The sequence below is a fragment of the Pseudomonas sp. LBUM1648 genome, from assembly GCF_059716145.1.
In genome coordinates this window covers 4,013,219-4,025,637 of record NZ_CP166808.1, presented here as the reverse complement: position 1 = coordinate 4,025,637, position 12,419 = coordinate 4,013,219, and the positions used below count along the sequence as shown (strand labels likewise).

The following is a 12,419-nucleotide window of genomic DNA, read 5'->3' as shown; positions in this document are numbered from 1 at the left end:
CTTAACCATTGGCAGGTGATGAGGCTGAGGCAGGGCGGGCGGCCATGACCGCGTCACCTACGGTTTTCCAGGCATCCAGCGTGCTTTGATCATTCAGCCCGGTGGCTTGCAGCAGCGCCGTGGCGGACAGTCCGCTGGACAGGCAGGTCGCGTGGCAGCGACGTACCCAATCCACTTCTGCCATCGAGCAGGCACGTTTTTCGCTGAGGGTGCCGGTCAGCGCAGCGATTTCCACCTCCGACCATTCCAGCAACCGGGCCAAGGCAGCGTTGGCTGTTTCGCTGGCGACCTGGCGCAGGGCTTTGTTTTTCAGCTTGGCCTTGGCCGGGTTGGCGCAACTGAAATAGCTCAACAGGCTGTCTTCCGATTGGCTTTGGCCGTGGAACCAATGACTGAAACGTTCGAACAGATAGAGGTCGCTGAGCGAGGGTTCGCTGCTACTCGCCGGGTACAGGTCTGCGCTCAGCCAGGCCGGATTGATCAGGAACAGGCGCAATGCGCTGTTGCTCAACCGCAATTGCACGGCGATCTCGGCATGGCGCGACACACGCTGGAAATGCTCGATCAGTGCCGGGTTGACTTCTCGCTCAAGGGCTTCCAGCAAAATGCTGTAAACCGAGGAATGCGCCCAGTGGATGACGGCAACGCAGCGCTCCGGCGGCAGCTTGGTGGTTTCCTGAAACAGCCCTTCAAGCAACTGTGTTTGCCGGTCGTGCGCGCCGAGTAAAAGCTCGACGAGTTTCGCTGCGCACATTTCTTTGACCGGCTCTGTCAGCTTGAGCAGTTTGAGCAGGTCATCAACCCCTGCCTGAAGCCAGGTGATCGGCGCGTCCACCAGGCTCAGTGAACGCTCAAGGCCTGGTAACAGTCCCCCATCATCAAGCAGTTTGTGGCTGATCAGTAACTCGAACCATTCGAGTTGTGCCGGGTTGGTTGTGCCATCGTCGACAAGAGGCAGGCCCAGCGAATTTACTTGCTCCTTGGTCACAACGCTTCGGTCTGTGTCCTCACACAACCGGGTCAATCGGCTGAGCAGATCGTCGGGCAGGGCTGCGGGTTCAGCCACTCGCGTTGGCGGGATGTCATCCAGACCTTCAGCCGCCAAGGGGACATCCGGACCTAAACGCTGCTGCAATTGCGCAACCGTCTGTTGGCTGTCCTTGAGCCAGTCAACAGCCCAGTCCAGTTGCATCAGCACATCAAGAATGTCCGGCTCCGCAGGTGTCGTCCGTGGACTCAAGCGGCCGCTGGCCAGCGCAGTCTTGTAGCGTTGACCACCGAGCAACCCCGTCAGCGTCAACAGGTCGGCGACCGAGTAACCGAAGAGCCGGGCGATCCGCGCCTGACGGTAAAGTGACGAGACGGTGGGCAAGTCGCGTTTGAGCCCGCCCAGGTGTTTTTGGGTCTGTTTGACAATCAGCAGCAGAGAATCTGCGGTCGGTTGCAGGCCGAGGCCGGCACACAATTGCAGCAGGGTTTTCTGCGTAGCCGCATGAGTGGTGGAAAGATCGATTTCCGTTTGATCAAGGATCAGCGGGGTGTCGAACAGTTTTACCGTGTTGAACACTTGGTCAAACAACGGCACCTCATCCTGGCTATTGGCATAGGGCGAGAGATCGTGCATCAGCGCCGCGAATTCCTGGGGATCAATACCGTGACGCTGGTTCAGATGGCGGTAGATGCCGATTGCGCGCAAGGTGTTTTCATTGAGCTCCATTGCAAGATTGGCATCGCCCTCGGCCCGCATAGCGCTGATGATCAACGTGTCCAGTTGTGCGAAGGGGATCTGGCTCCAGCGTTGCAGGCGGACCATGCGTTGCAGGCGATCCAGTCGATTGAGTGAGGTCTTGGTCAGGCGCCACTGCCTGGACTCGCCCAGCCAGACTTGCTCCAGCCCCATGGCATTGTCGAATTGATCGCGCATGATGGATTCGGGCGTCGGGCCTTGTTCACTGTCATATAGGTCCGCGCCCGTGCCGGTGCCATTGACGTAGCAGGCGCCATAGTGGTTCGGGTGGGGAAAGGGCAAAACCTTGCCGACAATGCCACCGATCACCACACCGGCATGTTGCGGGTTCAGGCTTGGGCAGTTGGGGGACAGGCGCACCGCGTATGTACGTCGAGCCAGGAGCATTTCCACCTGTTCGGCGTTCAGGCCGGTGTGCGCCATAAAGTCGGTCAGCATGGCCAAGGTCCAAAGTGGCGAGTCGTGTGTGACGTCGACACCGTAGGACTGTTTGAAAAACGCCTGTTCTGGCGCCGTCAGGATGTACTGCTCATCGAGGGTGAGGGTGACGCGCTGGCTAGCCAGACTTATCGGCGCGACGTCGGTGCCCGTGGTGGTGATCAGATTGAAGTGGGCGGTGTAGCCGCTCTCCTCTGGCTCTGGAAGGGGGTCCTTGGCTTGGATGAATGAAGTGATGGTGCGCTCGCCGGGGAGGTGCATAGCGTTCAGCAGCCATACTCCGTTAGCGTCTGCAGGTGTGGCAGAACCCAGTGACAGTTTCACCTCGGGAATTACTGTTGCGCCGTCCTTTTTAAAGGTCACGGGCACCGTGTTGGTGCCGGCCGTAACATCGACAGGAATATTCGCCTGGGGATCTGCGGCACCGACGTCGTCCTGCCCCGGGGGCAATGAAAAACACTCTCGCATTGGCGTGTGGGAACCCAGGTAGGTGCTCCCGGCGCTCCTCCAGCCATTAATCAACTCATTACGCGTCAGATAAAAATTGCTGAATACCGAGGGTTCGATCAGCAATGCCTGTTGCTGTGGACTCAACCCGGACAATAACCGTTGCGCTTGCAGCACCGGCTGCTCGTACACTTGGCCAAATTGGTTGGTTGCCTTCTGCCCAATCGGCAGCACCAGGCTGGCTCGGTAATTCAACTCCCCCAGTTGGGGTTTCTTGTCAGCCAAACCCAATTGGCATTGATGGTGATAGAAGTTGTAGGGCAGCTCGAAGGGATAGCGCCGCTCGGCCAATACCTGATGGGTGGACTTGGTGCGGTCGGTGGGATTGCCATCCAGGTAAATGCGCAAGTTACTCCCCAGCACCTCATTGACAATTTCCAGCATCGGTTTTGGGGTAAAGGTGCTTTCGTGGGTGATCAACAGATCCTTCAGGTCCGGGCGGCGGTGATCCAGCAAGATGCGTTTTGAGTCGGTGCTGGTGCCTTCCAGCTCCTGAATGAACGCCCGTAGCGTGCTCAGGTAGGCCACTGGCGAATCGATGGCGGCGAGGGCGCCGACCTTGCAGAACTTATCCCAGTTTTCCTTGAACAGATTGGGAAAAGTCGGCCCCAACGGAATGAGCGCGCGAACGCCACTGCGTTGGGCGAGTTGCTGGAACGTGCCGGAAGAAGTTTGGTATTCACGGTACAGGCGCGCAATCAGCGTGGCGTAGCCCATGGCGTTGTCGTAGGCGAGGTCGGCGTCGGCGTCACTGTGTTTGGCAAGTTGCCGCGCAAATGCGGTTTTGGGCAGGCGAATGATGTCGAAGACTGACGTGAACGCCATTTTTTGCATGGCCGATGCAAAATCGCTCCGTCCCTTTTTCAACGAACCTTCAGTCTTGACGAGTGAGGTCATCAGTGAATTGTTGTCATCGGCCATGACGGTGATTCTCCTGCCAGAAAAAGGGAAGGCATCGACTAATGCAATGCCCGGCAGGATCACGCTAACGATAAACAGGGGCGACGTAACCTGTCAGACCTGACAGGTGAATAGCGTATCTTTAGAACAAATTAATATGGTTTTTATGTTTTTTATTTCTTTATCGAAAGGGCAAATAATCCGCGTTCGTTCGTCGGGACTGTCAGGTTTGACAGGTGTCGCCGTTCTTTTTTGGAGGTAGAACGGGAGGATATCGCGCGATGAGGCTGCGCATTCCAGGAGATAAATCATGTCTGACGAAAATGAAGTTGAAGACAATAAAGACGAACTGTCGGGGAAATTCTTAGTTCCAACACCCATTATTACTGCGCCTACCGCAAGTGTTGTCAGTCGTCGATTTAATGTTCATGCAATCACATCGCCGCGGCCTCACTCCAAGTGGAATCTGGATTTCTTCAAGGTCGGCCAAAGTGGCCGATTGAAAAGATACGACGGTGGACCTGGTATCGCTTTTATTGAATTCGTAGTGCCCGATGAATTACCCGTTGGAGAGAATCTTTACTTCAAGATTGAATACCGGGACTTACTCACTACGATATACAGTCCGTGGGCTACCAGTCGTGTTTTTAGAATAATTCAAGCACCCCCGCCCCTGCCGGAGATTCGCGCTCCGGCAGAAGGCTTCTCGCACATCGGAGCCGGTCAGCTCAACGGAACCTGCGTGGCAGGGGCGAAAGTAACGGCGATATTCATCAACGGCAACCCACCGGAGGCAGATGTCTATGTGAACGTGACTGAATGGGCATACAACTACTCATGGGCGCCTGGCAGACATCAGTTCCGGATGAAGCAGACGTTGAACGGAGAGGAATCCGGCCTGACCGGTATACGAACGTTCTACACCAAGGCCCCTCAGCCGACGATCAATCCGCCACCCACCCCGGCGGGGGCGAAACAGGTGCTGACTATTGCCGGCGTTTGGCCTGATGCTCCTACCCTGCAAATGTTCACCGGTGCGAACACACCGGTTGCGGGCACCTTCAGCGCCAGCGGAACCACCCGCACCTTCACACCGACGGCGAATTGGGCATTCGGCACCACCACGGTCAAAGTCGTACAGACGGTGAACGCTGTGGCTTCGGATCCCAGCAATCTGGTGTCCGTCGTGGTTAAACCCTTGGCGCCGCACATCACGACCCCTAAAGAGGGTGAAAGCCATGTTGCCGTAGAGGTGGCGGGCACCTGTGAGCCCGGCGCTACGGTGAAGGTATGGAGTGTCGGTACTGACCTTGGTGCTACCGAGGTAACGGGCACGAGTTGGAAAAACCGCTGGCCCTGGACGCCAGGTCCGAAGGTTGTTCACGCGAGGCAAACGGTAGCAGGGCAGACCTCTGATGACAGTACGGTCATCAACTTCAAAATAAAGCCACCGAAACCGACGATCAGTCCGACACCCAACCCGGCGGCCGCGAAACAGGAGCTGAGCATTACCGACGTTTGGTCCGGTGCAGTCACCCTGCAGATGCTGACTGAGGCAGGCACACCGGTTGCGGGCACCTTCAGCGCCAGCGGAACCACCCGCACCTTCACACCGACGGCGAATTGGGCATTTGGCACCACCACGGTCAAGGTCGTACAGACGGTGAACGCTGTGGCTTCGGATCCCAGCAATCTGGTGTCCGTCGTGGTTAAACCTTTGGCGCCGCACATCACGACCCCTAAAGAGGGTGAAAGCCATGTTGCCGTAGAGGTGACGGGCACCTGTGAGCCTGGCGCTACGGTGAAGGTATGGAGTGGCGGAACTGACCTTGGCGCTACCGAGGTAACGGGCACGAGTTGGATAAACCGCTGGCCCTGGACACCAGGTCCTAAGGTTGTTCACGCGAGGCAAACGGTAGCAGGGCAGACCTCTGATGACAGTGCGGTCATCAACTTTAAAATAAAGCCACCGAAGCCGACGATCAGTCCGACACCCAATCCGGCGGCCGCGAAACAGGAGCTGAGCATTACCGACGTTTGGTCCGGTGCTGTCACCCTGCAAATGCTGATTGAGGCAGGCACACCGGTTGCGGGCACCTTCAGCGCCAGCGGAACCACCCGTACCTTCACTCCGACGGCGAATTGGGCATTCGGCACCACCACGGTCAAGGTCGTACAGACGGTGAACGCCGTGGCTTCGGATCCCAGCAATCTGGTGTCCGTCGTGGTTAAACCTTTGGCGCCGCACATCACGACCCCTAAAGAGGGTGAAAGCCATGTTGCGGTAGAGGTGACGGGCACCTGTGAGCCCGGCGCTACGGTGAAGGTATGGAGTGGCGGAACTGACCTTGGTGCTACCGAGGTAACGGGCACGAGTTGGATAAACCGCTGGCCCTGGACGCCAGGTCCGAAGGTTGTTCACGCGAGGCAAACGGTAGCAGGGCAGACCTCTGATGACAGTGCGGTCATCAACTTCAAAATAAAGCCACCGAAGCCGACGATCAGCCCGCCACCCAGGCCGGCGGCGGCGAGAGAGGTGCTGAACATTACCGACGTTTGGTCCGGTGCAGTCACCCTGCAAATGCTGAACGAGGCAGGCACTACGGTTGCTGGCAGCTTCAGCGCCAGCGGTACCACTCGCAGCTTCACACCGACGGAAGATTGGACCCCGGGCGATAACACCGTCACGGTCGTGCAGACCGTCAACGCTGTGGACTCCGATCCAAGTGATGGGTGCACGTTCACCGTGGAGGTTGGGGAAAAGCCTGAAGCACCACAATTTCTGCTACCGATGGCGGGTGCCAAAACCTCGACACGGCCGGTCATCAAGGTCAGCGGCCTGGCCGGTGCCCTGCATACCGTGCGGCTTGAGGACGGGGGAACGTTGCATGAGAACAACGCGGACGCCGATGGCGTTTTGGAGTTCACGATCCAGACACCTTTGACTCCCGGGACGAACCGCCTCCAAGTGAAACAGAAAGCTAATGGGCCCGCGTCCGACTGGAGTGAGCCGCATCTGTTCACGGTAAAAGAACTGCCGAAAACCCCCATCATTCAGGTGCCGCTGGATGCCGCACTTGTCCCGCGTACACCCGTGATCAGAGGTAAAGGCGAAACCCGAGGACAGATACTTTTGCGTCATGAGGATGACCCCGAGAACCTGATTGCCACGATCAGTGGGTTAACGTCCTGGCGCTGGACCGCCAAGGAGATGTGGCCCCTCGGCGACTACGCCATTCAGGCACAGCAGACAGAAGACGGGGACAGTTCAGATTGGACAGAAACCCGCTCCTTCACGGTGGTTGATGCCCGCTACGGCATTGGCGATGCCACGCCGGTGCTCGGCAATCCGGTGGTGGGCACCGGGCAGAGTGTCATGTTGCGGGTTCAGGTTTTGTCCGGTGACAGCGGGGAGGCGGCCGAAGGGGTGAAGGTGGAATGGCGTATCAAAGGTGAGCAGGATGTCCTGGCGACGACTGAGACCGGCCGTGACGGTTGGGCGCATTATGCCTACACCCCTGAAACTGCCGGCAAAAGTGAAATCGTGGCGGATATCACCAACGATAATGCCGGCGTCGTCATGACCGAACTCTACGAGGTCAACGCCTTGTTGCACGATGACTGGGCGCGGGAGATCACGCTTTATCTGGACGGTCGTCACGTTGGCTTGGCTAAGAGTGACCTCGTTCTGGTGAAAGGCAAACCCTCAAGGCTGCAAATCGAAGTCAAAGCAGGCAGTAAGTTGATTGGCTCTTCCGTCACCTTGCAAGACCTATGGGGGGCTACGGAACATGGCCTGACCTTTGTTCCAGAGCTGGGAACGGCGCAGGTGGTAGAGAAAGTACAGGCCTTGGTTTGGTCCATTTCTTTGGAGGAGGGTCAAAGCGGAATTTTTGGTTTGAACCTGACCAGTCCGGTAATGCCTGACTGGCAATTGCCTGGGCATGTGGTAACGGGAGATTTTGCTGAATTCGTGGACGTCGATCTCGATACGTTCCCACAGGTTTTCGGAGGCGAACCGGCATATCCCTGCCTGGGTGCGACGCATACGGTAAATGTGCGACCCAAACTCAATAGTCTTTTGCTTGGCCTGCCCGTAACGCTGCAGTTGACCCAGGAAGCAGCAGACCTCGGGGTGACCGTGAGTCCGAGTTCCCCTCAAAGAATGAACGAGAATGGAGTGAGTTGGTCGCTGGATTGCGTCAACAGTAGTAAAAGCGGCAACTTTGCAGTGCGGTTGAATTTAGTGGGGTGGGAGTTCACGTCCCCGGAAATGCCGATGTCTCTGGGGCATAACAAGGTCGAGATAACGGAAACGTTTGGCCCTCAGGAAATGGGAGGGTCGGCCAGTTATTGGAGGTATGGCAAGCGAGCGACGTCAACATTCACGGGCCAGCCTGCGGGGGGCGTCCCGGTGACGGTCACTATTTCCGGGACTCCTTCGCAACGTAATACAGGGCCAGATGGCTGGATATACGTCAATTACAATGATGATCAATCTGCAAGTTTGACCATTCGCAATCGTTACGACGGAAGCAGTGCCTGACCCGGATACCCACTCAGCAGGCGTTGCCGAAGGCTGCGAGCCTTTGATCTTGATCTCTAAAGGCATGATTAAAGGTTCGCAGCCTTCGGCATTTGCAGGGGACTGCGTTTCAAGCGGACATAAAAAAGGCGCCCCAAAGGACGCCAAAAAATTCACCTCTTTCCAAAGGAGCAAGGAGCTTCTAAAGGTGAATGTGCATTGCTCGTAAACTCAGAGAATCGCCAACGGATACTCGACAATCACCCGCACTTCATCCAGGTCCGACTCGAATGCCGTGGCGCGAGTGGTGGCTTGGCGCAAGCGCAACGACATGTCCTTCAACGAACCACTCTGCACCACGTATTTCACTTCGATGTTCCGCTCCCAACGCTTCTGGTCGGTCAATGGATTGCCGTCGCCATCGCGGCGCATGTACACGGCGTTGGCGTTGGAATAGTCGGCGTCGGTACCGCGCGCATAACGGGTCATGAACGACAGACCGGGCACGCCGTAGGTGGTCATGTCGAGGTCGTAGCGCACCATCCATGAACGTTCTTTCGGCGAGTTGAAGTCGCTGTACTGGATGGAGTTGTCGAGGAAGATCGAATCGGACTGGCGCAGGTAATCGAAGTCGTCGTTACCGTTGTTGCGCTGATGCGAGAGGGCGAAGGAATGCGCGCCGAATTTCACCCCGGCACGGCCGCTCCAGATGTTGTTGTCGAACTCCCCGAGCAGTTGTTTGCCTTCGTCGACAGCCTTGTAATAGTTCAGACCACCGAACAGCGACACGTCATCCGATAGCGGATATGTCCACGCGGTGCCAGCGTAGTACTGGTTCCAGGCATCCTTGAGGCGGCTGGAATACAGGCTGAAACTGAGGTTTTTGTTCAGCACATAGTCGCCGCCACCGTAAGCGATCCACGGCGAATTGACGGGGCCGGCATAGAAGGTCGCGAAGTTCTCGCGCATGTCGCTGGACACCGGTTGGCTCATCGCATGCAGTCGACCGCCCTGAACCGATAGACCTTCAATACTGGTGTTGGTCGCTGTCACGCCGCGAAAGCTTTCCGGCAGCAAACGCGAGTCGCCGGCCGCCACGACCGGGTTGGCCGGGAATACATCGCCGACCCTGACCACCGTATCGAATGCCCGCACTTTCGCGGCGCCTCCGACCTTGGTGTATTCATCCCGCGCCTCGCCGTCACTGTTGACCGGCAGCACATCAAACGAACTACGGCCACCGTTGCGCCCACCACCGGTGTCGAGTTTCAAGCCGATCATCGCAAACGCATCGACACCGACCCCGACGGTGCCTTGGGTAAAGCCGGATTCGAACTTGCTGATCACCGCATGCGACCAGGCTTCGGAATAACCGTTGCCGGTCGGGCTGGACTCGCCGTTGCGGTGATCACGATTGAAGTAGAAGTTGCGGTTGAGCACCGTCAGGCTGCTGCCTTCGATAAAGCCTTCGGCTTTTTCTTCTGCAAACACCATGGACGGCCCGGAGCCGACCACCACCGCTAAAGCGGCCATCGACATTTTTGTATTGTTAACCATCAAACACTCCTTGGGTTCGGCAGAACGGGAACGTGCTTCGGCGTGGGTTTTATTGTTCGACGGGCAAGCGCCCGCCGGCATGGTCGCCGGGTGACATCGTTGCAAGCTGCGGATAACGCCAAGGTGATGAGGGAATTACAATTTCGTCATATGGGTGGAGCGAAGGCCTTGGATATCAGGTCAGGGCTGCGAGTTGTTCGATTGTCTGCGGAAAACGCTGGACCAGACGGATCAGGGTCGTGGCCTGAGCATTGGGTGTTGCTCGTCCTTGCTCCCAGTTTTCGAGCGTTCGCGTGTTGGTGCGTAGATACATCGCGAATACTGACCGAGAAAGATTAAGTTGCTGACGGATGGCTACCACTTCCTCCGCAGTGATTGGCATCAGTTTTGGCAACTGAACCTTGTGGGTACGCAAGGTGATTTTGCCTTGGCGTTCATCAGCCAGTGCTTCGAGTCCATCCATCAGTTCGGAAAAAATGTCACGTTTCATAGTGGCTTCTCGCGTTGAGTTCTCTATCCAGTGTTTTTCTGAAAAGTTTTTCTGGGCAGGCGTCAGATCGTCCTGCTCGTTTTTGTTGTAGACGGTAAAGAGCCAGAACTGATCGAAGCCTGACCACCAGTAATAAATCACTCGTAATCCGCTGCGTTTACCTTTCCCTCTTCGTTGGTCGCCAAAGCGAATTTTACGAAGCCCGCCTGTGTCCTCGATGAGATCGCCTGCTTCCGGATTTTTCAGCAACTCCAGTTGAAAGCTGCGAAACAGATCGTCATCCAGATAGTCGTCTCGGTGCTTCTGAAACACAGGTAATTCGATAAATAGAGCATCCATGTTCTGTACGTTACCTACGTATAGTGTTGTCTCGAAAATCGAATCGGTCAAGGCTTCCTGGCCTTGCTTTTCGTCCCTTTTTCAACGGTAGACGCCGGTCGTAAAAACACCTGTAGGACGAATCGCCGCGTGTGGTGAGAACGTTCGATTGATCTATGAAGAGACTTCGCAATTGCCGTGTCGGAACAATCCCGCAGCAGTGTCCAACGCCGAATCGCGATAGCGACGGGGGGCAGGGTATGAAGAGGCTGAATGTGCCGACGCCTTCGCGAGCAGGCTCGCTCCCACAATGGTCCAGAGTGGTTACAGACTTTGTGAAACCATCGAAACCTGTGGGAGCCGGGCTTGCCCGCGATGAGGCCAGCGCAAGCGCTCGAGATGCTAAATCCCACAAAAACAAAAACGGCACCCGAAGGTGCCGTTTTCATGTGTAGCCAGCCGAGCAATCAGCCCGCCAGACCCGCCTGCTGAACCAGAGTCAGCAATGGCTGCGGGTAAACGCCGAGGAAGAACGCAACCAGGGCGATGGCCAGCAGCATCACGCCGCCTGCCTTCTGTTCCCAGTGCAGTTGCGCATCGTGGCGACGCAGGTTTGGCTCGATCAGGTACAGGGTGACCATCACGCGCAGGTAGTAGAAGACGCCGATGGCGCTGCCCAGTACCAAGGACCCGACCAGCCACCATTGGTGCGACTCGACACCGGTGGCGATGATGTAGAACTTGCCGATGAAGCCTGCGGTCAGCGGGATACCGGCCAGGGACAGCATCATCACGGTCAGTACGGCGGTCAGGTACGGACGGCGCCAGAACAGGCCGCGGTACTCGTACAGGGCGTCTGCGTCACGGCCGTTGTACGGCGAGGACATCAGAGTGATCACACCGAACGCGCCAAGGCTGGTGATCACGTAGGTGACCAGGTAGACGCCGATGGCTTCTACCGCCAGACCCTTGCTCGCCACCAGTGCGATCAGCAGGTAGCCGAAGTGCGCGATGGACGAGTAACCGAGCAGACGCTTGAGGTTGCTCTGGGTCAGGGCCAGCAGGTTACCGAACAGGATCGAGGCGACGGCGATCACGCTCAGCACGTCGCTCAGTACGCCACTGCTTGCAGCAGGGGAGATCTGGAACAGACGCACCATCACCGCAAACACGGCCACTTTCGACGCGGTCGCGAGGAACGCTGCGACCGGTGCCGGAGCACCTTCGTACACGTCCGGCGTCCACAGGTGGAACGGTACCAGCGACAGCTTGAACGCCAGACCGATCAGCATCATGCCCAGGCCCAATTGTGCCAGCGGGCTAGGCAGACCAGTGGCAGCCAGTGCCTGACCAATACCGACGAAGCTCAGCGAACCGGCGTCTGCGTACAGCAGCGCCATACCGAACAGCAGGAACGCGGAACCGGCGGCCGACAGCACCATGTACTTGATACCGGCTTCCAGCGAACGCTTGTTGAAGAAGGCGTAAGCCACCAGACCGTAGACCGGCACCGACAGCAGTTCCAGACCGATGAACAAGCCGGCCAGGTGCTGCGCGCTGACCAGAACCAGACCACCGGCAGCGGCCATCAGGATCAGCAGGTACAGTTCTTCACGGTTGCCCGGGTAACCCGAACCGCCATCGCCCAGATAGGCGTGGGCGAGGGTGACGCAAGCGAGGGTGGCGACCAGGATCAGCGCCATGTACAGGCAGGCAAAGGTGTCGATCTGCAGCAATGGGGTCACGGCCAGAGGCGCGACTTTCAGGGCTGGCAGGATCGACAGCAAGGCCAGGTTCAGACCGGCCACCGAGATCAGGAACGTCTGCGAGTGGTTGCGGCGCCAGGCGATTGCCAGCATCACCACGATAATGGTGAGGCTGGTGATCAACAGTGGCGCAAGCGCAATAAAGTGTTGAATCGTGAATTCCATAGCGCT

At 57.4% G+C, this 12,419-nt stretch carries 5 protein-coding genes and 1 pseudogene; 1 reads left to right on the top strand and 5 read right to left on the bottom strand.

Annotation, left to right across the window (positions count from 1 at the left end):
- Position 1: 1 nt before the first annotated feature.
- Positions 2-3,613: a Tc toxin subunit A gene (locus ACA043_RS18315; RefSeq protein ID WP_497657615.1), complete on the bottom strand. Its 3,612-nt coding sequence runs from the start codon at positions 3,611-3,613 to the stop codon at positions 2-4.
- A 289-nt stretch (positions 3,614-3,902) separates the two neighbouring features.
- On the opposite strand from ACA043_RS18315, the gene ACA043_RS18310 reads away from it, so the two are divergent.
- On the top strand, positions 3,903-8,138 hold the full coding sequence (locus ACA043_RS18310) for a hypothetical protein (protein WP_497657614.1): 4,236 nt from the start codon (positions 3,903-3,905) through the stop codon (positions 8,136-8,138).
- A 210-nt stretch (positions 8,139-8,348) separates the two neighbouring features.
- On the opposite strand, the gene ACA043_RS18305 is transcribed toward ACA043_RS18310, so the two are convergent.
- From ACA043_RS18305 to nuoN, 4 genes and pseudogenes are all read right to left on the bottom strand, one after another.
- Positions 8,349-9,674, bottom strand: coding sequence for an OprD family porin (locus ACA043_RS18305; RefSeq protein WP_497657613.1), 1,326 nt, complete (start codon positions 9,672-9,674; stop codon positions 8,349-8,351).
- Positions 9,675-9,849: 175 nt separating this feature from the next.
- Entirely contained in the window at positions 9,850-10,164 is a 315-nt protein-coding gene (locus ACA043_RS18300; RefSeq protein ID WP_339432013.1) for a helix-turn-helix domain-containing protein, read from the bottom strand.
- Positions 10,154-10,503, bottom strand: a pseudogene (locus ACA043_RS18295) (toxin). The gene ACA043_RS18300 and the pseudogene ACA043_RS18295 overlap by 11 nt, the downstream one beginning before the upstream one ends.
- A 446-nt stretch (positions 10,504-10,949) precedes the next feature.
- Positions 10,950-12,413, bottom strand: a complete 1,464-nt coding sequence (gene nuoN, locus ACA043_RS18290; RefSeq protein WP_123529219.1) for an NADH-quinone oxidoreductase subunit NuoN — start codon at positions 12,411-12,413, stop codon at positions 10,950-10,952.
- Positions 12,414-12,419 lie beyond the last annotated feature (6 nt).